At 65.2% G+C, this 20,783-nt stretch carries 18 protein-coding genes; 9 read left to right on the forward strand and 9 right to left on the reverse strand.

The features are described 5' to 3' along the window. Positions 1 to 31 precede the first annotated feature (31 nt). The 4 genes from C8J39_RS03025 to C8J39_RS03040 are packed head-to-tail and all read left to right on the forward strand — an operon-like array spanning position 32 to position 5,929. Positions 32 to 1,534: a tryptophan halogenase family protein gene (locus C8J39_RS03025; RefSeq protein WP_120299228.1), complete on the forward strand. Its 1,503-nt coding sequence runs from the start codon at positions 32 to 34 to the stop codon at positions 1,532 to 1,534. Further along, positions 1,531 to 2,931: a tryptophan 7-halogenase gene (locus tag C8J39_RS03030; protein ID WP_120299229.1), complete on the forward strand. Its 1,401-nt coding sequence runs from the start codon at positions 1,531 to 1,533 to the stop codon at positions 2,929 to 2,931. Before C8J39_RS03025 ends, C8J39_RS03030 begins: the two co-directional genes overlap by 4 nt. After that, positions 2,928 to 4,445, forward strand: coding sequence for a tryptophan halogenase family protein (locus C8J39_RS03035; RefSeq protein WP_120299230.1), 1,518 nt, complete (start codon positions 2,928 to 2,930; stop codon positions 4,443 to 4,445). The genes C8J39_RS03030 and C8J39_RS03035 overlap by 4 nt, the downstream gene beginning before the upstream one ends. Then, positions 4,442 to 5,929, forward strand: coding sequence for a tryptophan halogenase family protein (locus C8J39_RS03040; RefSeq protein WP_120299231.1), 1,488 nt, complete (start codon positions 4,442 to 4,444; stop codon positions 5,927 to 5,929). The genes C8J39_RS03035 and C8J39_RS03040 overlap by 4 nt, the downstream gene beginning before the upstream one ends. 10 nt (positions 5,930 to 5,939) lie before the next feature. Here C8J39_RS03040 and C8J39_RS18625 read toward each other — a convergent pair whose 3' ends face one another. Both C8J39_RS18625 and C8J39_RS03045 read right to left on the reverse strand, forming a co-directional pair. Further along, positions 5,940 to 6,110 (reverse strand): hypothetical protein, encoded by a 171-nt coding sequence (locus tag C8J39_RS18625; protein ID WP_165895109.1) that lies wholly within the window; start codon positions 6,108 to 6,110, stop codon positions 5,940 to 5,942. Between the two features lie 13 nt (positions 6,111 to 6,123). Beyond that, on the reverse strand, positions 6,124 to 7,164 hold the full coding sequence (locus C8J39_RS03045; RefSeq protein WP_120299232.1) for a cupin-like domain-containing protein: 1,041 nt from the start codon (positions 7,162 to 7,164) through the stop codon (positions 6,124 to 6,126). Positions 7,165 to 7,393: 229 nt separating this feature from the next. Here C8J39_RS03045 and C8J39_RS03050 point away from each other — a divergent pair, with 229 nt between their 5' ends. Continuing rightward, positions 7,394 to 7,876: a pyridoxamine 5'-phosphate oxidase family protein gene (locus tag C8J39_RS03050; RefSeq protein ID WP_120299696.1), complete on the forward strand. Its 483-nt coding sequence runs from the start codon at positions 7,394 to 7,396 to the stop codon at positions 7,874 to 7,876. 37 nt (positions 7,877 to 7,913) lie between these two features. On the opposite strand, the gene C8J39_RS03055 is transcribed toward C8J39_RS03050, so the two are convergent. Further along, positions 7,914 to 9,146 (reverse strand): polyhydroxyalkanoate depolymerase, encoded by a 1,233-nt coding sequence (locus tag C8J39_RS03055; RefSeq protein WP_120299697.1) that lies wholly within the window; start codon positions 9,144 to 9,146, stop codon positions 7,914 to 7,916. A gap of 162 nt (positions 9,147 to 9,308) precedes the next feature. Here C8J39_RS03055 and C8J39_RS03060 point away from each other — a divergent pair, with 162 nt between their 5' ends. Next, complete coding sequence (locus tag C8J39_RS03060) at positions 9,309 to 11,084, forward strand: ABC transporter transmembrane domain-containing protein (RefSeq protein WP_120299233.1); 1,776 nt, start codon at positions 9,309 to 9,311, stop codon at positions 11,082 to 11,084. Here the strand turns inward: C8J39_RS03060 and C8J39_RS03065 are convergent. Next, positions 11,081 to 11,419: a TfoX/Sxy family protein gene (locus C8J39_RS03065; protein ID WP_120299698.1), complete on the reverse strand. Its 339-nt coding sequence runs from the start codon at positions 11,417 to 11,419 to the stop codon at positions 11,081 to 11,083. The genes C8J39_RS03060 and C8J39_RS03065 overlap by 4 nt on opposite strands. 106 nt (positions 11,420 to 11,525) lie before the next feature. Between C8J39_RS03065 and C8J39_RS03070 the strand changes: the two genes are divergently transcribed. Then, positions 11,526 to 12,683 (forward strand): trans-acting enoyl reductase family protein, encoded by a 1,158-nt coding sequence (locus C8J39_RS03070; protein ID WP_120299699.1) that lies wholly within the window; start codon positions 11,526 to 11,528, stop codon positions 12,681 to 12,683. On the opposite strand, the gene C8J39_RS03075 is transcribed toward C8J39_RS03070, so the two are convergent. Genes C8J39_RS03075 through C8J39_RS03085 form a run of 3 tightly spaced genes read right to left on the reverse strand, consistent with a single transcriptional unit; the run spans position 12,684 to position 15,674 of the window. Further along, entirely contained in the window at positions 12,684 to 12,983 is a 300-nt protein-coding gene (locus tag C8J39_RS03075) for a hypothetical protein (RefSeq protein WP_120299234.1), read from the reverse strand. Between the two features lie 31 nt (positions 12,984 to 13,014). Next, a complete protein-coding gene (locus C8J39_RS03080) occupies positions 13,015 to 13,311 on the reverse strand; it encodes a hypothetical protein (protein WP_056486607.1) in 297 nt (98 codons plus the stop codon). 50 nt (positions 13,312 to 13,361) lie between these two features. Further along, positions 13,362 to 15,674 (reverse strand): ribonuclease R family protein, encoded by a 2,313-nt coding sequence (locus C8J39_RS03085; protein WP_120299235.1) that lies wholly within the window; start codon positions 15,672 to 15,674, stop codon positions 13,362 to 13,364. A 52-nt stretch (positions 15,675 to 15,726) separates the two neighbouring features. Between C8J39_RS03085 and glpD the strand changes: the two genes are divergently transcribed. After that, a complete protein-coding gene (glpD, locus tag C8J39_RS03090; protein ID WP_120299236.1) occupies positions 15,727 to 17,202 on the forward strand; it encodes a glycerol-3-phosphate dehydrogenase in 1,476 nt (491 codons plus the stop codon). 66 nt (positions 17,203 to 17,268) lie between these two features. Next, positions 17,269 to 17,538: a hypothetical protein gene (locus C8J39_RS03095; protein WP_120299237.1), complete on the forward strand. Its 270-nt coding sequence runs from the start codon at positions 17,269 to 17,271 to the stop codon at positions 17,536 to 17,538. A gap of 665 nt (positions 17,539 to 18,203) precedes the next feature. Here C8J39_RS03095 and C8J39_RS03100 read toward each other — a convergent pair. Together C8J39_RS03100 and argS are read right to left on the reverse strand one after the other, a co-directional pair. Beyond that, positions 18,204 to 18,923, reverse strand: a complete 720-nt coding sequence (locus C8J39_RS03100) for an SPOR domain-containing protein (protein WP_120299238.1) — start codon at positions 18,921 to 18,923, stop codon at positions 18,204 to 18,206. Further along, the gene (argS, locus tag C8J39_RS03105; protein WP_120299239.1) at positions 18,923 to 20,647 is read right to left on the reverse strand and encodes an arginine--tRNA ligase; all 1,725 of its coding nucleotides are present in this window, start codon (positions 20,645 to 20,647) and stop codon (positions 18,923 to 18,925) included. Before argS ends, C8J39_RS03100 begins: the two co-directional genes overlap by 1 nt. Between the last annotated feature and the right edge of the window lie 136 nt (positions 20,648 to 20,783).

Consider the following 20,783-nt stretch of genomic DNA (forward strand, 5'->3'; position numbering starts at 1 on the left):
AGATACAACACAGAGAGGATGACGATTGGCCATGAGCGCCCGCATACAAGTCGTGATCATTGGTGGCGGTACCGCTGGTTGGATGACTGCCGCAACACTGGCGATGAGTTTCGCCGGGCGACTTGCCGACGTGACCCTGGTCGAGTCGGAAGACATCGGAACGGTCGGCGTCGGCGAAGCGACGGTTCCGCACATCCGATTCTTCAATCAAAGATTGGGTATCGACGAAGCCGACTTCATTCGTCGTACAAATGCGACATTCAAGCTTGGGATCGAATTTCGCGATTGGGGCCGTATCGGCGACAGCTACATCCATCCCTTTGGGGATTTCGGGCACGACATCGATGGCTTGCCTTTCCACCAGTATTGGGCCCACGCGACGCGTGGTGGCGCTGACGGCTTACCGACGCTGGAAAACTGCTCGTTGCCGATCGTCGCCGCGCGCGACAATCGTTTTACGCCGCCGCTCGAGGATCCGCGCTCGATCGGATCGACCTATTCCTACGCCTATCAGTTCGATGCGACGCTCTACGCTGCCTATCTGCGCGACTATTCCGAAGCGCGCGGCGTCGTCCGGATCGAAGGACGCGTCGATGCGGTCGAGCAAAGCGCGGGCGGTATAGCCGCGGTTCGCCTCGCCGATGGCCGACGAATCGCGGGTGACCTGTTCATCGACTGTTCGGGCTTTCGCGCACTCCTGATCGATGGCGCACTAAAAGTCGGACATGAGGATTGGTCGCACTGGCTGCCGTGCGATGCCGCTTGGGCGGTCCCGACCGCCAATGCCGGTGCGTTGACGCCGTACACGCGGGCGACTGCGCGCGAAGCCGGATGGCAATGGCGCATTCCGCTCCAGCATCGCACGGGGAACGGTCACGTCTTCTCTACACGGTTCACCGATCCGGAAACCGCACGTTCAGTGCTGATGGATAGCCTTGAGGGTGAGGCGCTTGCCGAACCGCGCATGCTGCGCTTTCGGACGGGCCGGCGGCACCGCCAATGGGTCGGGAATTGCGTCGCGATCGGCCTGTCCGCCGGGTTTCTCGAGCCGCTGGAATCGACCAGCATCCACCTGATCCAGCTCGCGATCGGCAAGCTCATCGAACTGTTTCCATCCGGTGGCGTGTTCGACCCAGCGGATGAGGCGGAATTCAACCGCGCGATGGCGCTCGAATATGACCGGGTCCGTGATTTTCTGGTGCTGCACTACTGCGCCACGGACCGCGACGACACGCCGTTCTGGCGCTACATGCGAACCATGACCCTGCCCTCGTCGCTGACCGAGAAGATCGCCGAATTCCGCGAGCGGGGCATCGTCGCATCGTATCGGGAGGGCATGTTCCTGCCGGCCAGCTGGCTTGCCGTCTATTACGGCCAGCGCATCATGCCGGGCCGCGTGAATCCGCTGATAGCCGATATTCCAATGGCGACGTCGCGGGATCACGTCGCAAGGGTTGCCGCGGCTTGCGCAAGCGCAGCCAAGGCGATGCCCTTACACGAAGACTATATAGCACGGGTCAAGGCCGCGGCATGAGCCAGACCGTTGCAATCCTTGGCGCGAACCTGTGCGGCTGGATGACCGCCGCCGCGCTTGCCCGTCGCCTGCCTCGTGACGCCTATCGTGTCGTCGTGATCGACGATGGCACGACTGGCGACGGACTGGGGGATTTTGCACCGGTGATCGCGGTGCCGCCGGCGCTTGGCGGGTTCCACGCGGACCTCGGTATCGAACCGACGGCGCTTGTCCGCGCAACCGGCGGAGGCCATGCGCTCGGGGTCGCGTTCGGTGGCTGGCGCAAGGACGGTGCCGCGGCATTCCTGTCGTACGGCGAAACGGGCGCGCCGCTTCAGGGTATCGCGTTCCACCAGCTTGGCGGGCGGCTGCGCAAGGACGGGATCCATGTCCGTCTGGCCGACTATGCCCCATCTGCCGTTGCCGCACAGTCCGGCCGGTTCGCTCTCGAAGCCCCGATCGCGCATGCGCTACATCTGCCGGTCGAACGCTACACCGCGGTGATGCGCGCGGCCGCGATGAACTTCGGTGCGTCGTGCGCGAACGCACCGTTTGCCGACGCACAGATCGACGCGAACGGCATCGTCGAGACGCTGGAATTGACCGACAGTACCTCTATCGCACCGCTGCTCGTGCTGGACTGTTCCGGTAGCAGCGCGCGCATCGCGAGCCGGACTGCGCCGGCATTCGAGGATTGGTCGGCTTGGCTGCCGTGTAACCGAACGCATACGCAAACGCTGTCGGCAACGGGCGCCCCGCCACCCTATACGCAAGTCGATGCACAGGGTTCGGGCTGGACCGCAACCTGGCCTCTCGGTGGCGCAGACGTGCGTTTGACGTGCGCCGCCGGTGGCGAGGGAACGCCGTTCCGTGCCGGTCGCCGCGTCGAGGCCTGGCGGGGCAATTGCATCGCACTCGGCGCCGCCGCAGGGCTTATCGAGCCACTGCACCCAACCGCGCTGACGGTGCTGCTGCGGTCGCTTGCGCAGCTCATCCAGCTTTGGCCCGCTGAACGCCGCGCACCCGTCGAAGCCAAGGCGTTCAATCGATTTACGGCAAACGCCATGACGGGCGCCCGCAACTTCGTCATCGCACAGAAGGCCGCAGGCCGCGGTTCAAACGCGATCGGGGACGAGCCCGGCGGCACGATGCTTCCCGATGCGGTCGAGGCGAAACGCACCCTGTTTGCCGCACGCGGACGTCTGCCGATGTTCGACGACGAACCGTTCGAAGAGGAGGACTGGGCCGCGATGTTCGACGCGATGGGTCTTATGCCACGGCGTTACGATGCGCTCGCCGATGCACTGCCCTTGGCAACGATTCAGCAGCATTTCGCCGATCATCGCGCGCGGATCATCGCGCAGGTCCGTGCGCTTCCGCCTTACGCGCACGCCATGGCCGAACTGGCTGCCGCATGACGCTGGGTTCGCCTGTCCGTCGCATCGTCATCGTCGGCGGCGGCACCGCGGGCTGGATGGCGGCCGCCGCGCTGGCACGACTGATCCCGACGGGCGCCAGCGTGACCCTGATCGAGTCCGATACGATCGGCACCGTCGGTGTCGGCGAAGCGACGATCCCACCGATCCGGGCCTTCAACGCGATGCTCGGGATCGACGAAGCGGCGTTTCTTGCGGCGACGGCAGGCAGCTTCAAGCTCGGCATCGAGTTCGTCGACTGGGGTGCGATCGGCGAACGCTATCTCCACCCGTTTGGCGGGTTCGGCTTCGATATCGAGGGGGTACGCTTCCACCAACATTGGCGACGCCGCCGAGCCGCAGGTGTGGTCGAGGACATCGACGCCTACTCGCTGTGTGCAGTCGCCGCGCGGGCCGGGCGGTTCGCGCCCCCCTCGCCCGACCCGGCATCCATATTGTCGCAGATGGCGCATGCCTATCATTTCGACGCCGGCCTTTACGCCCAATTCCTCCGAGGTCGTGCGGAACGCGACGGCGTCATAAGGATCGAGGGCGAGATCGGCGATGTCGCGCTTGACGGCGATACCGGGCACGTCCGTCATGTCACGCTCGCCGGCGACCGCCGGATCGAAGGCGACCTGTTCCTCGACTGCTCGGGCTTCCGCGGTTTGCTGATCGAGCAGGCACTCGGTGCCGGTTACGAGGAATGGACGCAATGGTTGCCCTGCGACCGCGCCATTGCGATGCCGACCGCCAATACCGGCACCGCGATCACGCCGTACACCCGCTCCACCGCGCAAGCGAGCGGCTGGCAATGGCGCATTCCGCTGCAACACCGCACCGGCAACGGCTATGTCTACAGCAGCGCACATTGCTCGGACGACGAGGCCGCCGCGACCTTGCTCGACGGTGTCGAAGGGCCGCCGCTTGCCGACCCTCGCGTTCTGCGTTTCACAGCCGGGCGACGCCGAAAACAATGGATAGGCAACGTCGTCGCGCTTGGCCTTGCCTCCGGCTTCACCGAGCCGCTCGAATCCACCAGTATCCACATGGTGCAGACCGGCATCTCGAAGCTGCTGGCGTTGTTCCCCGACCAGGGTTTCTCGCCGGTCGAGATCGATACCTATAATCGTCTCGCCGAAACGCAATTCGACCAGGTTCGCGACTTCCTAGTACTTCACTATCATGCCACCCGGCGGAAGGACTCTCCGTTCTGGCGCGATGCCGGAGCGCGGGCGATTCCCGACAGTCTGGCCGAGAGGATTGCCCTGTGGCGACGTCGCGGACGACTGTTTCGGTGGGAGGACGATCTGTTCGCCGAAGCAAGCTGGGTCGCAGTGTTGCTGGGGCAAGGCATCGTTCCCGAGGGCTGGGACCGTCTTGCCGATGCGGTCGACGCCCGCGACGTAGACGCCCGGTTTGATCGGTTGCGCGCGATGTTCGCAGACGCCGCAGCCCGGATGCCGCGCCACGAAGACTATCTCGCCCGTACCAGCCCGACGCGTGTGCGCGCATGACCGACGCTCTACGATCTGTAACGATCGTCGGTGGCGGTACCGCGGGATGGATGGCGGCGGTCGCGTTCGGACGGCTGCTCGGCCCCGCCGGCACGCGCGTGACGCTGATCGAGTCGGACGATATCGCCACGGTCGGCGTGGGCGAAGCGACGATCCCGCCGATCCGTACCTTCCACGCGATGCTCGGGATCGACGAGGACGCCTTCCTCCGCGCGACCGGCGGCAGCTATAAGCTCGGCATCCGCTTCGAAGGCTGGACGCGTCCGGGCGAGTCCTATGTCCATCCGTTCGGCCAGATCGGTACCGACATCGCCGGCGTGCCGTTCGCCGCGCAATGGCTGCGTGCGCGCCAGGCAGGCGCGGCAGAACCACTGGGCGCCTATTCGCTCGAGGCATGCGCAGCGGAGGCCGGCCGTTTCTCGCGGCCGATCGCAAATGGAAACTCACCCCTGTCGCGGATCGGCTATGCCTATCATTTCGACGCCGGGCGCTACGCCGCGTTCTTGCGCACGCAGGCTGAGGCATACGGCGTCGTCCGCCAGGAAGGGCTGGTCGAACGCGTCGAACGCGGCCCGGCGGGTATCGCGGCCGTCCATCTCGCAGACGGTAGCCGCATCGCAGGCGACCTGTTCCTCGACTGCTCCGGCTTTCGCGCCCTCTTGATCGAAGGCGCGATGGAGGCAGGATGGACGGACTGGTCCGAATGGCTCCCTTGCGACCGTGCCGTCGCAGTACCCTCGGTTGCCGACGCCGCACCGCTGCCGCTCACCCGGGCGATAGCCGAACGCGCCGGCTGGCGCTGGCGTATCCCGCTGCAGCACCGCACCGGCAACGGCCATGTCTTTTCCAGCCGCCACATAGGCGAGGACGAGGCGACCGCGACCTTGTTGGCCGGGTTGCACGGCGAGGCGCTGGCCGAACCTCGCGTGATCCGCTTCGCAACGGGCCATCGCAACCGCTTCTGGAGCGGCAACTGCATCGCTCTTGGTCTGGCGGCGGGGTTCATGGAGCCGCTTGAATCCACCAGCATTCATCTGGTGCAAAGCGGATTGCAGCATCTGCTCAGGATGTTGCCGACGGGCGCCCCTCCCGCCCCGGCAGTGGTCGAGCGCTACAACCGCATCATGACCGCGGAATATACTCGCATCCGAGACTTCCTCGTCGCACATTACCATTTGAATGCGCGCGCAGAACCGTTCTGGCGCGACCGCGCAACTGCAGCGATCCCGGAGGGGCTCGCCGAAAAGCTTGCACTGTTTCGCGCCGGCGGCCGCATCTTTCGAGAGGCCGATGAACTGTTCAACGAAACCAGCTGGCTCGCTGTGTTGACCGGACAGAACGCCCCCGTCCTGGGTCACGATCCGATCTGTGACTGCATACCGATCGAGACTGCGGCCAATCGGTTGGCTCGGATCGAACGCGTAGTCGCTACTTCACTGACGCATATGCCATCCCATGCCCATGCTCTCGCCAGGTTGGCGTGAACCGTATCGGCTAATGCCCGTGCCGTTCATTGTCGTTGCGGCTGCTGCTAAACTCGACCGACAGGGCTTGCGTTTCGACGGTCCCGAACGGGCACGCAAGACGTGCGATCGTCCCGAGCATCGTCGATGACGGCGGCATGGCGACCAACTGGAACCCGCCGCCTGCCTGGGCCGCCTTCATTGACGGCACCCGGTCAGCGTCGCTGGAGCGCTTTCAACAGATAGTTGCGGATCCGCTCGGTGCGATCTGGCGAGGCTGGGCCGAGCACGCCCCGCGCTGCCGTGGGCAGATGATCGCCAGCCGCCGCCGCATCGTCGTCGAACACGTAATGCTCGAACCAGGCTCGCCACCCCGCCTTCTCCGCCGGCGGGCGATCGCGCACCGCCATCATCGCATGAACCATCGCGTGAAACGCCGAGACCGTCGGGTCGAACGCCCACCAGTAATTGCACAACACGTTGAGCGTCCCGAACGCCTGGACGTGATGCCACCAGATCGCCGGGATGAACAACGCATCACCCGGCCCTAAATCGGCGACCAGTGCATGACGTAGCGCCTCGGCATACCGCGGAAACTGGTGCAGGTCCGGCGCCAACGGATCGACCATGCTGGACGGGGGGCCGGCCAGCGTCCGGTCGAGTGGTCCGATATACAGATTGCCGACCTGGTCCGGCGGGAACAGCGTGAAGCGGCGTCGGCCGGCAACTACGCAGGCAAGGTTCGTCGAGCCGTCATAATGTGTCGCGGTCTGCGATCCGTTGCCGATCCACAGCCTTGGCGTCGCTCCGCCCAGCGGAAGGTTGATTGGATTGGCTGCCAACCATCCCGGCAAATGCTCAGGCGCGGTTGCCGCGTTGGCATACAGGAAAGGCCGCTTTTCCTCGGGCACGCTGGACAACCGCAACAATTCGCTCAGCAAGACCGCCAACGGGGCCTTCTCGCGGTGAAAGTTGAAGCCTTCCAGATTATCGCCGCGATAGAAGAAGCGGCCACCGAATTCGGGACCGCCGATCAGCACGTCCATCGGCTTGCCACCATCCCCGAGGCCGGCCAGATACGTTGCGGTCGCCTCATCGCCACCTTCCGCCGCCCGCACGCTGGCCCAATGCGAAACCTGCCCGCGCAACACCACCGGGGTAGCGCGTCCCGCTACTTCGGTAGCGAAGGTCTGAGCGTCGACGACGGCGCGCTCTTCGACGCGAACGTTCGTTACGGCGGAATGAATACTCTCCATAGTCCTGCAATAGCAGTAAGATGCGCCTCACCAAATCCTGTTTGAGGCATGGATCGGCAAAACGCATTCACCGTATTTTTGTGGTGCCGCAGAACCGCAGCGATCGTCGACATGGCCCGTTGGTCGCGGTTTTATCCAGCAGCAGCGCGTGTGCCGACCAGAGATCCCGCGCAACCAACCCCCGCCCCACCCGTTCTCAGTGGCAATCCAAGCCAATAGGAGAATGACGATGGCCGACAAGGATACCCCGCAGGAAGTCGCAGCGAAGTTCATCGACAAGCTGAAGGCCAGCCCGTTCGTGATGATCGGCCTCAACGACGGCCAGCATTCCGAGCCGATGACCGCGCAGATCGACGACGATCAACCCAACGCGCTGTTCTTCTTCGCCGGTCGCGACAACCGCATCGCCAAGGGTGGCGCGGCGATGGCCCAGTTCGTCGGCAAGGGTCATGATTTCTTCGCGTGCATGGCGGGCGACGTCTCGACGTCGAACGACCGTACGCAGATCGACAAGCTCTGGAACAACCAGGTCGAGGCCTGGTTTCCGGGCGGCAAGGAAGACCCCAACCTCACGCTCCTGCGCTTCGACATCGACAGCGCCGAGCTTTGGGAGACCGATATCTCGGTCGGCGGTCGCCTGAAGATGCTGTTCGGCGGTACGATCCGCTCGGACGAATCGAGCAGCCACGCGGTGGTGAACTCGATCGCGTAACGACTGCGGGCAGCCTGCAGGGGCTGCCCGTTTTCCATCACCCGTTCGCGGTGATGAACTCTTCCACTACCGGCGCGATCTTCTCCCGCCAGCGCGTGCCGTTGAAGATGCCGTAATGACCAGCACCCTCCGCCATCAGATAGCGCTTCTTCTCGTCGGGTAGCGCAGTCGTCAGTGTCAGCGCCGCCTTGGTCTGGCCCAAGCCCGAAATGTCGTCGCGCTCACCCTCGACCGCGAGCAAACCGATATCGGTGATCGCCGCCGGATCGACCAGCCGACCACGATGCGTCATGATCCCACGCGGCAGCGCATGGTTCTGGAACACCACATCGATCGTCTGGAGATAGAATTCCGCGGTCATGTCGCAGACCGACCGGTATTCCTCATAGAAATCCTGGCTCTGCGACGCGCTCTCGCCGTCGCCCTGGACGAGATGCTTATACATCTCCCAGTGCGAGACCATGTGGTTGCCCAGGTTCATCGACATGAATCCGGCAAGCTGGAGGAAGCCGGGATAAACCTTCCGCCCCGCACCCGGATAATTGCCCGGGACCGTCGCGATGACGTTCTGCTCGAACCACGCATGCGGCCGCTCGGTCGCCAGCGTGTTGACCGCGGTCGGCGCCTCGCGCGTATCGACGGGACCGCCCATCATCGTCAGCGTCTTGGGACGGCACGGGTTCTTGTCCGCACTCATCAGTGCGACGGCGGCGTAACAGGGAACCGAGGGCTGGCAGACGGCCAGCATGTGCGTGCCCCCCTGCCCTTCGTTCGCGCCGATCGTCTCCAGATACTCGATCAGATAATCGATGTAGTCGTCGAGATCGAACCGCCCCGCCGAGAGCGGCACGCTGCGCGCATCGCGCCAGTCGGTGATGTAGACGTCGGCGAACGGCAGCATCCGCTCGACCGTGCCGCGCAGCAAGGTCGCATAATGGCCCGACATCGGTGCGACGATCAGCAGCTTCGGACCGCCCTCGACGCCCTCGCGCACGAAGCGCTTCAGCTGCCCGAAGTCCTTCCGGAGCACGATCTCCTCGCGAACTGCAACCTCGCGGCCGTCGATCGTCGTCGTATCGAGGCCGAAGGCAGGCTTTCCCCGCGTTGCATTCGCGTGTGCGAACACTTCGAGCGCCGAGGCGACCACCGTGCCGCCGCCCAAATAGGCGAACGGGTTTGCCGGATTGTTGAGCATATCCGCGCCGAAGCTCGCCATCTTGCTGGCGCCGGCCATCATCGAACGCTGGAATTCATAGGCATCGTAGAGCATGCGGTATCCTCTCGCCTCATCGGGCTTTGCACGGTGGTAACGCAATTTTGCCGCAGTGCAACGCGCGATCGACCGCCGCTCCGTCTGGCGCGACCGGATCGCCGCTCTCGGCGACGCCCGGTTCTCGTTGAGCGCCACCCCCGCCACTGCTAGGCACCGCGCATGGCCAAGCCGATACCCGAAGAGAAGACGTCCCGCCGGATCGGCGACCTCGCGATGGTGTGGCGTCACGCCTCCCAATACCCCCGCCAGATCGCGTTCGCCGGCCTCGCGCTGATGATGACCTCGGCGGCGACGATCGGCATTCCGTACGGGTTCAAGCGCGTCATCGACCGCGGCTTCGGCCCCGGCGCGGGCGGGTCGGTCGCCAACTCGTTCCACTATTTGCTGATGATCGTCGTGGTACTCGCGCTCGCGACCGCGGTGCGCTTCTACTACGTGTCGTGGCTCGGAGAGCGCGTCGTCGCGGATATCCGCACCAACGTGCAACGCCATCTCCTCCGCCTGACACCGCGCTTCTTCGAGGAAAACCGCCCGTCCGAGATCGCCTCGCGCCTCACGTCAGATACGGCGCTGATCGAACAGGTCGTCGGCAGCACGGTGTCGATCGCCCTCCGCAACACCTTCACCGGCATCGGCGGGCTGATCTACCTGTTCGCGATCTCGCCGAAGCTAGCGGGCATGCTGATGATCGGCATCCCGCTGATCATCCTGCCGATCGCGCTGCTCGGCAAACGCGTCCGCAACTACTCGCGCACCTCGCAGGACCGGGTCGCCGATGTCGGCTCGATCGCCACCGAGACGCTCGGCGCGATGAAGGTCGTGCAGGCATTCGGGCAGGAAGACCGCGAGGCGATCCGCTTCTCCGACGCGGTCAGCGCGACCTTCGCCGCGGCTCGCGCCCGGATCATGCTCCGCGCGGTGATGACGGCAATCGTCATCGGCCTCGTCTTTGGATCGATCACATTGGTCCTGTGGGAAGGCGCAATCGACGTCGCCGCCGGCCGCATCAGCGGTGGCGCGATCGCCGCGTTCGTCCTGACCGGCGGCATCGTCGCGGGCGCGTTCGGCGCGTTGACCGAGGTCTACGGCGACCTGTTGCGCGGCGCCGGTGCAGCCGGACGCCTGTCCGAGCTGCTCCGCGAAAAGCCCGAGATCGCCGCGCCTGCCAATCCGGTCGCCCTGCCCCAGCCGCCACGCGGCGCGCTCGCATTCGAAGGCGTGCAGTTCCACTACCCGACGCGCCGCGACGTCGCCGCGCTCAACGACTTCTCGCTCGACGTGAAGCCGGGCGAGACGGTCGCCGTCGTCGGCCCCTCGGGCGCGGGCAAGACGACCCTCTTCCAGCTGGTCCAGCGCTTCTACGATCCCGATGCGGGCCGCGTGACGCTCGACGGGATCGACCTGCGCGACGCCGACCCGGCAGAGGTCCGCGCGCGGATCGCGATGGTGCCACAGGAGACGATCATCTTTGGCGCCTCGGCCCGCGACAACCTCCGTTACGGCGACTGGTCCGCAACCGACGACCAACTCTGGGCCGCCGCCGAAGCCGCCAACGCCGCCGAATTCCTCCGCAAACTACCCGAGGGCCTCGACACATTCCTCGGCGAAGGCGGCGCACGGCTGTCGGGTGGCCAGCGCCAGCGCGTGACGATCGCGCGCGCGCTGCTCCGCGATGCGCCTATCCTCTTGCTCGACGAGGCCACCAGTGCGCTCGATGCCGAGAGTGAGCGGCTCGTGCAGGAGGCGCTCGAGCGGCTCATGGCGAACCGCACTACGCTGGTCATCGCACACCGCCTAGCGACCGTACGCGCGGCCGAGCGGATCATCGTGATGAGCGATGGTCAGATCGTCGAAGAAGGCTCGCACGCGTCGCTGATGACCAACAGCGGGCTATATGCGCGGCTGGCTAGCCTGCAGTTCAACGAGGCCGCCTAGACCTTTTTGACCTTGGGCTTCTTCGGTTTCGGCATCGGCAGTTCCGCGGTCGAGATACGGACGAGTTCGGCCAGCCAGTCGGCGTCGTCCCAGCGATCGGCATCGACCAGCAGGCACGGTTTCGCCCCCGGATACGGCGACGCTTCGTCGATCGCCCCTGCGAACGCGCGGCCACCCGGGGTCGGCTTTACGAACAGCTGGTCGTCGCAAACCAGCGCGACCATCCTGCCGTCGCAATAGACGCCGTACTCACCGAACATCGGCTTTGCGGAGACATCCCCCGCCGCGGCCAGCTGTTCGACGATAAATGCGACGGTCTTGCGATCGGATGCCATCGGGCGATACTCGCAGATCGATGCGCGCATGGCGAGCCGCGCAACGGCGTTTCTCTTGCGACGGCGCGCCCACACGCGCAGAACTGCCGTCAAACAGGAGATGGGTATGCGCGACTTCGACATCGTCATCTACGGCGCGACCGGGTTTACCGGCCGGCTCGTGGCGGAGTATCTCGTCCAGATCTATCCCACGGGCGTTCGGTGGGCGATGGCCGGGCGTTCGCTGTCGAAGTTGCAGGAGGTCCGCGACCTGATCGGCGCGCCTGCCGATACGCCGCTGATCACCGCCGACTCCGACGACCCCGCTAGCCTCCGAGCGATGGCCGAACGCGCCACCGTAGTTATCTCGACGGTCGGACCGTACCAACTGTACGGCTCCGCGCTGGTTGCAGCGTGCGCCGCGACCGGTACCGGTTATGTCGATCTATGCGGCGAGCCCGCTTGGATGCGCCACATGATCGACGCGCATGAGGGGGAAGCGACGCGGACCGGTGCGCGGATCGTGTTTTCCTGCGGCTTCGACTCGATCCCGTTCGATCTCGGCGTGCTGACGTTGCAGGAGGCGGCGAAGGCCAAACACGGCATCCCCGCACCCCGCGTGAAAGGCCGCGTGCGGAAAATGCAGGGGACCTTCTCCGGCGGCACCGCGGCCAGCCTCAAGGCGACACTCGCCGCCGCCGCGCGCGATCCCGGCATCGTCAAGCTGCTGACCAGCCCGTTCGCGCTCACTCCCGGCTTCCAGGGACCGCATCAGCCGACCGGCCTGCTCCCCGAATACGACACGACCATCTCGGCTTGGGTCGCGCCGTTCGTGATGGCACCGATCAACACGAAGAACGTCCACCGCACCAATTTCCTTCTCGGCGAGGCCTATGGTGCGGACTTCGTCTATGACGAGATGATGGTCGCGGGACTGGGCGATCTCGGCAAGGTCGCGGCCGAGGCGATCGCCAAGTTCAATCCGTTCTCGGGCGACAAGGGGCCGAAACCCGGCGAAGGCCCATCGAAAGAGGAGCGCGATGCCGGCCATTACGACCTGCTGTTCGCGGGCATCATGCCCGATGGCGAGCGGATCGACGCGGTCGTCACAGGCGACCGCGATCCCGGCTATGGCTCGACCAGCAAGATGATCGCCGAGGCGGCGCTGTGCCTCGTCCAGGACGTGGAGGGCGATGGCGGGATCTGGACGCCGGGTGCGCTGATGGGAGCGACGTTGCGCGAACGGCTAGTGGCGAAGGCGGGGCTTACCTTCACGGTCGGGTGATCAACTGCGAAAGAACCGCGTGGCGATCCAGGCAATCAGCACCGACACGATGATGGCGATCGGCACAGCGAGACGTCGGCGTCGCTCGACGGCAGCATAATGCGCGTCGAGATCGAAATAGAAGTTGCCTGGTGCGGTTTCGCGGACGATGCCGTTGGCGCGTAGCCGATCGAACGCCGCCTGCTCCGGAGCGTCACGAGGTTGGAACGCGATCGCATCGTCGGGTCCGATCGCGTGTCGTGCCAGGAACAGCGCCGGGATGACCCCGCGAGTCCGATGCGGCCGCAACGCCATCGGCATGCCGGATGGGCTCGGATATACCGGCGAGCGCTTATTCGGCAAGCGTGAAGACCGTCGCCGCCGCCGCAACGCTTGCAGCGACCCCCGATACCCCGACGATCGCTGCTGCTCGAAGTCGCACCGAAGCGCGAAATGCGCCGAGCTTTCGCGCATCGAGATGATAGCGCCCGGCTCCGTCGTCGACGATCGCGCCATAGACTCGAAGTTGGCGGAATATCCGCGCGTCCTTCGCTACATAAGCGATCGCACGATCAGCCGACGTGGCCCGTGCCGCGACGAAATCCTTGACGATCCGTCGGCGCGATCGGCCTAGAATAAGTCCCCGCATACTCTTCCCCCCGCGCCGATCTCGCATAACGCGGGGGGTTTGTGCAATTCCTAACGCCGCTTGCCCTGATGGCGGATGTTCGTTGGGCGACCGCGTCGCTTGATCTCGCGCACCGGCTTGCGTCCGCCACGGGGAGGCTGGGCCGCGCCCTTCCCCTCGGGCATCTCGAAGCGTAGCGCGCCCGACACCGGGTTCGCTTCCGCCAGCCGCAGCTCCAGCGTCTGACCCTGCGCGAAGACATCGCCGCTATGCTCGCCGGTCAGCGTGCGCGCACCCTCGTCGAAGCGGAAATATTCGCCGCCGAGATCACGCACCGGCATCAGGCCGTCGCCGCCGATCCCCTCGACCGTCGCGAAGAAGCCGAAATTGGTCACGCCGGTGATCCGCACGTCCATCACCTGGCCGACGCGCTCCGACAGGAACGCCGCGACATAGCGATCGGTGGTGTCGCGCTCGGCCTCCATCGCGCGGCGTTCGAGCCGGCTGATGATCTCGCCGACCGACTCCATGTTGGCTGCGTCGTCCGCCGGCAACCCGCCCTCGCCAAGCCCGTAAGCCGAGACCAGCGAACGGTGGACGAGCAGATCGGCATAGCGCCGGATCGGCGATGTAAAATGCGCATAGCTGCCGAGGCTGAGGCCAAAATGCCCGTGATTGCCGGGCGCGTAATAAGCCTGGGTCTGGGTACGCAGGATCTGCTCCATGACCTGAGGGCGGAAGTCCGCATCACCGATCCGCTCTATGATATGGTTGAACGTTGCTGGCCGCACGACCTGCCCGAGCGCGAACGGCACGTCGAACGTCTCGAGATACTCCTTCAGCGCGGCCAACTTCTCGCGGCTCGGTGGCTCGTGGATGCGGTACATCACCGGCGCCTTCTTCGCCTCGAGCGCCTTGGCGGCTGCGACGTTGGCGGCGATCATGTAATCCTCGATCAGCCGGTGCGCGTCGAGGCGTTCGCGCGGGGAAACGGACATGATCCGCCCCTGCTCGTCGAGCACCACACGTCGTTCGGGGAGGTCCAGATCGAGCGGTGCGCGTGCGTCGCGCGCCTTCGCAAGCGCGTGCCAGCAGGCCCAAAGCGGCTGTAGCACGCCCAACATATCTCCCCTCCCGTCTAAGGGAGGGGTCGGGGGAGGCGCTTCCTGACTCTTAGCCGGATCGAATGAGGCACCGCCCTCCCCCGACCCCTCCCGCAAGACGGGAGGGGAGGAGGCGTCGATGATCGCTTGCGCCTCTTCATACGCAAGGTTCGCGGCAATCCGCACGACCGCGCGTGTGAAGCGCCACGACTTCAGCGAGCCATCCTTGCCGATCCGCAGATGACATGCGAGCGCTGCACGGTCCGCGCCTTCCTTCAGCGAACACACTTCCGCCGATAGGATCTCAGGCAGCATCGGCACAACGCGGTCGGGAAAATACACCGAGTTCCCGCGCCGCCGAGCCTCGCGGTCGACCTCCGACTTCGGTCGCACGTAGAAGCTGACATCGGCGATCGCGACGATCGCCTTCCAGCCGCCGGCATTCGCGGGATCGTCGTCCGCCTCGGCCCAGACCGCATCGTCGTGATCGCGCGCATCTTCTGGGTCGATTGCGACTATCGGCAGGTCGCGCAGATCCTCCCGGCCCTCCCCCAATGGCAGCTTCGAGACCCGCTCCGCTTCGTCGAGCGCCTCCTGCGAGAACACATCCGGAATGCCGAGCTTGTGGATCGCGATCAGCGAGAAACTACGCGCGGCAAACGGATCACCCAGCTTCTGCACGACACGTGCGGCGATCTTAGGTGGCTTCCCCGCAAGTTCCGCCAGCACGAGGTCACCCGGCGCCGCACCACCCGCATCCGCCACGGCGAACTCACGCCGTTCACGCTTGTCGACACCCGTCAGCCACAGGCGTCCGGCCTCCTCGCGCAGCACGCCCAACACTTGCTCGGACGCCGGCGCTAGCACCTTCATCGGATGCGCGATCCATCCGTTCCCGGCCTCCTCGGTCCGCGCGAGGATTCGCTCGCCGACGCCGAGTGCACCGCGCTTCCGCTCGCGTACGCGCAACCGCGGCGGCGGCACGCCCTCTGCCTCCCAGCGCTCGGGCACCGCCCAGACGTTGCCGCCGTCGTCGACGTCCGCGATCCGCAGCACCGTCACCTTCGGAATGCCGCCCATCTTGTGGAACGCGCGGCCTGGAGCGCTGTCGATCAGCCCCTCGTCGGCCATGTCCTTCAACAGCGCTTTCAGCCCGATCTTGTCCTGCGCGCTGAGCCCGAAGCCCTTGGCGATCTCGCGTTTCCCCGCGGGCACGTCGGAAGTGGCGATGAAGTCGAGGATCTGCTCGCGCGTCGGAAGACCGGCTTTTGGTTTGTACATGGTACAGAGATAGTCGGTAGGCCCGCCATTACCAAACGGCTAAGCTACGGGCATGACGCAAAGTTACGACATCCTCATCGTCGGCGGCGGCATCAACGGCGCCGCGATCGCCCGCGAGGCGGCACTGAACGGCCTGTCGGTCCTGCTCGTCGAGAAGGGCGACCTCGCCGGCGCGACCTCGTCCGCCTCGACCAAGCTGATCCACGGCGGACTGCGCTATCTCGAATATTACGACTTCAAGCTGGTCGCCGAGGCGCTGCGGGAGCGCGAACGCCTGGTGAAGGCCGCGCCGCACATCATCCGCCCGATGCGTTTCGTCCTACCGCACGAGAATGCGGTACGGCCCTGGTGGATGGTCCGGCTCGGCCTGTACCTCTACGACTGGCTTGGCGGCCGCATGACGCTGAAACGATCGCGGGGCCTGCGCAGGAGCGACACCGCCTACACCGCGCCGTTGAAGAACGGCGCGCGCGGCTTTGTCTATTCCGACGCGTTCGTCGATGATTCCCGCCTAACCGTGCTGAACGCGATGGACGCGCATGCCAACGGCGCGGAGATCGCAGTCCGCACCGAACTCGTCACCGCCCGCCGCGACGGCGGAGTATGGTGCGCGATGCTGTCGGACGGCCGCGACGTCACCGCGCGGGCGCTCGTTAATGCCGCGGGCCCGTGGGTTGCAGAATTGCTCGGGCGGCTCGGCATCAACGCCAGCGCCGGCGTCCGGTTGGTCAGGGGCAGCCACATCGTCGTGCCCCGACTGTACGAAGGCGACCACGCCTATATCCTGCAACTTGCCGACCGTCGCATCGTCTTCGCGATCCCGTATCAGGGCCAGACCGAGATCGGCACGACCGACATTCCCGTCGACCGGCCCGAAGACGCGGTGATCGACGCGGGCGAGATCGCGTATCTCTGCGACGCCGCGAACCAGCATTTCACGCGTCAGATCGCGCCCGCCGACGTCACCTCGACGTGGTCCGGCGTACGCCCGCTCTACGACGACGGCGCCAGCGAGGCGAAGGCGGTCACGCGCGACTACGTCCTCGAACTCGACACGCTCGGCGATACGGGCGCGGCGCCTCTACTGTCTGTGTTTGGTGGCAAGATCACGACTGCGCGCCATCTCGCCGAGGAAGCGCTCGCAAAGATCGCCCCCGCGCTGGGTACGGCCGTTCGCCCGATGACTCGCGACCGTGCTTTCCCCGGGGGCGCCATCCCACCTTTTGCGACCTATCTCGCGCAGGTCCGCGCGCGATGGCCGTTTCTGGGGGATCCCCGTAGCGAACGGATGGCGCACGCTTACGGGGCTTTGCTCGACGACATGCTCGCGAGTGTCACCGACACAGCCGGGCTCGGCGCCGACCTTGGCGGCGGCCTGACCGAGATCGAAGCGCGCTGGATGCACGATCGCGAATGGGCGAGGATACCCGAAGATGCATTAATGCGCCGCAGCAAGATCGGGCTGACCTTGGATCAGGCGGAGACGGACGCATTCGGTACGTGGTGGAGCACGGCATTCCCCTCGTAAGTGTTGGGGCTTGCATGTTTTACGATTGAGCATATTCTCGACGCATATCTATCGAGGAGACCTCCAATGGCCACATACCCGGACCTCCAAGTCGATCCCGAGGACAAGAATCTCGTGATCCTGCAGAGCCTGATCTGCCTGTTGCGCGAAAAGAACATACTGTCGCGCGCCGATATTGAGGAGCTGTGTGACACGGTGAAACGCCGCGCTAGCGACCATGCGAGCGATCCGCTTCCCTGCCAGATGAACGGTGCGCGTGCAGCCGCTACCGAAGTGGCGCAGATTGGCGATTATATCGGCCGCAAGTACGGCGGAAAGCACCGCCGTTCGATCTGAGTCCATGCGTTGCTCGCGAGACGGCGAAATGGTCGCATTGCGCGGTTTGCGTTGAAGGAAGTGTGGATCTGACGAACCAAGCTGGAACGTTAGCCTCACAATGCCGAGGGCAGCACGGCTTGGTCTGTAACCCTCGGCGTTGACCTCTGATTGAGAGCGACCCGCGAGATGCAGCGACGCGATAGTCTGCTGTTCTCGATTCTAGTACCCGAAGGGCCGTACGATGAGAGCGGTTGCTGAAGAACCGTTCGACGCCGTGTTTGTAGGGGTCGCTACGTCACTTCACCAAAAGTGCTGATTGCCGCCGCCGTTACTACCGTTACGCGCGCATTTCCAAGAAGCAGTCGGTGCAGCCACCATCGTCGCTCTCTATCCCGGTGTCGGCCACGGCCGTCCCGGTAAGTCTGCGATAGCTAACTGTCGACGTGATAGGCTCCATGAACTGGCCCCCGTCTCAGACCAAAAGTATGGCCTTAGTCCTGGTACCGCTCCTTCTTTGAGGGAGTTGATCGCCGGAGTTTAAACACCCCGCGCCGTCTAAGGTCGCGAGGCGCGCAGGCAGCTGACCGGCGCGTTGGCAACCGCAGTATCATTGAGGCGCAAAGCAAGCGAGCAACCGCGGGCGCGACTGCTACGTGCCTCGCCCTCGCTCTACCGCTTTGCGATCAGCTCGCGACGAAGCATGTCTCGCCGGCGACGCGCAACCGGCCGCAAATATCCGCTGCTTGGTTCGCGCTGCCTGCGTTCACGCGCAGGCGATACAGGGTGCGGCCACCGGCTGCGACCGGCTGGACCGACTTGTCGAGCGCGCCGACATACGCGAACCGCTTCGAGAAGTTCGCCCAGGCGGCGTTGGCGACCGCCTCGCTGGGATAGGCACCGAGTTGGACCAGCGACCCACCGGTAGCCGTGCCACCGCCATTGGGCTTCGAGGGTGCCAGGGGCGCCGCAGCGACCAGTCGGCCGCCCGAGGCAGGAACCTGTGCGACCGCATTACGACCCGCCGCGTCATCGGGCTTGGCCGCAACCGCACGCCTGCCCGCGACCGGTGCCTCCGGCACGCCGCGCAGGTCGATCGCGCCGTTGCCCGACTTGCCCGCGCTGGTCGCGATCGCCGAGTCGCCCTCGCCCTTGACCTTCAGGCCGCCAGCGTCGTCTGGCTTTACCTTGTAGTCACCCTCCTGGGCGGCGATCAACTGGCCATCGCCGGTGGGTGCGCGCTGTTGCAGCTTGTAGATGCCGAAAATGATCGCCGCGAGGATGGCCAAGCCGAGTACGACGAGCGCGATTACGCGGCCGATACCGACGGTTTCCTGTTCGTCCGGCTCGACCGTTTCGAGCCAAGGGAGCCGGTCTTCCTCGCGCAGATCCATATCTTCGGCCATCACTTCATCTCCGAAACCGCTTCGACACCCATGATGGCGAGGCCGTTATGAATAATCTGCCCTATAGCGGACGCCAGGAAAAGCCTTGCCGCGGTCGCCTGGGGATCCTCTATCACCAGGAAACGACGGTCGGGCCGGTCGTTTCCGACATTCCATAGCGCGTGGAACGCTGCCGCCAAGTCGTAGAGATAGAACGCAATTCTGTGTGGTTCGCGCGCGGTCGAGGCGATCTCGACGAGCCGTGGAAACTGCGCAGCGAGCTGTACCAGCGCCAGTTCGTCCGTATCAAGCCGGGACAAATCCGCAGAAATAGGCGTAATTCCCGCCTCTGCCGCGCGACGATGCAGCGATGCGATCCGCGCATGTGCGTATTGGACGTAGAAAACCGGGTTGTCCTTCGACGCCTCGACCACCTTGGCGAAGTCGAAATCCATCTGCGCATCGGACCGCCGCGTCAGCATCGTGAAGCGCACCACGTCCTTGCCGACCTCGCGCACGACGTCCGCCAGCGTGACGAAATTGCCCGACCGCTTCGACATCTTGACCGGCTCGCCATTACGCAGCAGCCGCACCATCTGGACGAGCTTGACGTCGAACCGCGTCTTGCCGCCGGTCAGCGCCGCAACCGCCGCGACGATCCGCTTGACCGTGCCGCCATGATCCGCACCCCAGATATCGATCAGCTGATCGGCGCTGTGGCTCTTCTGGAAATGATAGGCGAGATCGGCGCCGAAATAGGTCCACGACCCGTTCGACTTCTTGATCGGGCGATCCTGATCGTCACCGAACTGCGACGAGCGGAACAGCGGCAACTCGACCGGCTCCCAATCATCAGGCGTCTCACCCTTCGGCGCTTCGAGCACGCCGTCATAGACGAGATCGCGCGACCGCAGTTCGGCCTCGGCCGCCTCGGGCTTCTTCGCGGCCTGAAGTTCGGCCTCAGACGCGAACACCTCATGCTCGATCCCGAGCAGTGCGAGATCGGCACGGATCATCACCATCATCGCGGCGACCGCCTGCGTGCGGAAGATGGCCAGCCATTCGGTCTCGGCCGCCCCGACGTAGCGATCGCCGAACTCCTTGGCGAGCGACTGGCCGACGGGGACGAGATAGTCGCCGGGATACAGGCCTTCGGGGATCTCGACGGTCTCGCCGAGCGCCTCGCGGTAGCGGAGGTGGACCGAGCGCGCGAGCACGTCGACCTGGCCACCCGCGTCGTTGACGTAATATTCGCGGATGACCTTGTGGCCAGCGAACTCAAGCAGGCTGGCGAGCGCATCGCCGACGACTGCACCGCGGCAATGGCCCATGTGCATCGGACCGGTTGGGTTGGCCGAGACGTACTCGATGTTGACGGTGATCCCGTCGCCCTGCTTCGATCGGCCGTAGTCGGCGCCAGCCTCGGGAATCGCCGCCAGTTCGGCGCGCCAGGCGTCGTCGGTCAGCTTCATGTTGATGAAGCCGGGGCCTGCTACGCCCGCCGAGGCGACGTCCTCGAGCTTCGACAGTTCGGCGACCAGTGCGTCGGCGAGCACGCGCGGATTGGTCTTGGCGGGCTTGGCGAGGACCATCGCGGCGTTGGTCGCGAGATCGCCGTGGCTGGTGTCGCGCGGCGGCTCGACCGTGACGTTCTTGCGATCGAGGCCGGCCGGCAGCGTCCCCGCCGCGGTCAGCGTGTCGAGCGCCGCATCGATATGCGCGGCGAAACGGGTGTAGAGCGTCATGGCAGTCCCGGTACGTCAAGGAAACGCGCGCTCTAGACCATCGCGGCGCGACGCTCAATTTTAATCCCGTTGCGGATAAGGAGACAGCGCCTCAACTCCAAACGTCATTCCCGCGAAGGCGGGAACCCATAGCGGC

It is taken from the genome of Sphingomonas sp. PP-CC-1A-547 (assembly GCF_003610375.1).
In the GTDB taxonomy this organism is placed as follows: Bacteria; Pseudomonadota; Alphaproteobacteria; order Sphingomonadales; family Sphingomonadaceae; genus Sphingomonas.

Excerpts from the sequence above, each read along its gene's own strand:
- C8J39_RS03080 (WP_056486607.1), bottom strand. The coding sequence starts at position 13,311 with ATGCGGGGACTTATTCTAGGCCGATCGCGCCGACGGATCGTCAAGGAT.
- argS (WP_120299239.1), bottom strand. The coding sequence starts at position 20,647 with ATGACGCTCTACACCCGTTTCGCCGCGCATATCGATGCGGCGCTCGAC.
- C8J39_RS03050 (WP_120299696.1), top strand. The coding sequence starts at position 7,394 with ATGGCCGACAAGGATACCCCGCAGGAAGTCGCAGCGAAGTTCATCGAC.
- C8J39_RS03100 (WP_120299238.1), bottom strand. The coding sequence starts at position 18,923 with ATGGCCGAAGATATGGATCTGCGCGAGGAAGACCGGCTCCCTTGGCTC.
- C8J39_RS18625 (WP_165895109.1), bottom strand. The coding sequence starts at position 6,110 with ATGAAGGCGGCCCAGGCAGGCGGCGGGTTCCAGTTGGTCGCCATGCCG.
- C8J39_RS03065 (WP_120299698.1), bottom strand. The coding sequence starts at position 11,419 with ATGGCATCCGATCGCAAGACCGTCGCATTTATCGTCGAACAGCTGGCC.
- C8J39_RS03035 (WP_120299230.1), top strand. The coding sequence starts at position 2,928 with ATGACGCTGGGTTCGCCTGTCCGTCGCATCGTCATCGTCGGCGGCGGC.
- glpD (WP_120299236.1), top strand. The coding sequence starts at position 15,727 with ATGACGCAAAGTTACGACATCCTCATCGTCGGCGGCGGCATCAACGGC.
- C8J39_RS03060 (WP_120299233.1), top strand. The coding sequence starts at position 9,309 with ATGGCCAAGCCGATACCCGAAGAGAAGACGTCCCGCCGGATCGGCGAC.
- C8J39_RS03025 (WP_120299228.1), top strand. The coding sequence starts at position 32 with ATGAGCGCCCGCATACAAGTCGTGATCATTGGTGGCGGTACCGCTGGT.
- C8J39_RS03070 (WP_120299699.1), top strand. The coding sequence starts at position 11,526 with ATGCGCGACTTCGACATCGTCATCTACGGCGCGACCGGGTTTACCGGC.
- C8J39_RS03030 (WP_120299229.1), top strand. The coding sequence starts at position 1,531 with ATGAGCCAGACCGTTGCAATCCTTGGCGCGAACCTGTGCGGCTGGATG.
- C8J39_RS03045 (WP_120299232.1), bottom strand. The coding sequence starts at position 7,164 with ATGGAGAGTATTCATTCCGCCGTAACGAACGTTCGCGTCGAAGAGCGC.
- C8J39_RS03095 (WP_120299237.1), top strand. The coding sequence starts at position 17,269 with ATGGCCACATACCCGGACCTCCAAGTCGATCCCGAGGACAAGAATCTC.
- C8J39_RS03040 (WP_120299231.1), top strand. The coding sequence starts at position 4,442 with ATGACCGACGCTCTACGATCTGTAACGATCGTCGGTGGCGGTACCGCG.
- C8J39_RS03085 (WP_120299235.1), bottom strand. The coding sequence starts at position 15,674 with ATGTACAAACCAAAAGCCGGTCTTCCGACGCGCGAGCAGATCCTCGAC.
- C8J39_RS03075 (WP_120299234.1), bottom strand. The coding sequence starts at position 12,983 with ATGCCGATGGCGTTGCGGCCGCATCGGACTCGCGGGGTCATCCCGGCG.
- C8J39_RS03055 (WP_120299697.1), bottom strand. The coding sequence starts at position 9,146 with ATGCTCTACGATGCCTATGAATTCCAGCGTTCGATGATGGCCGGCGCC.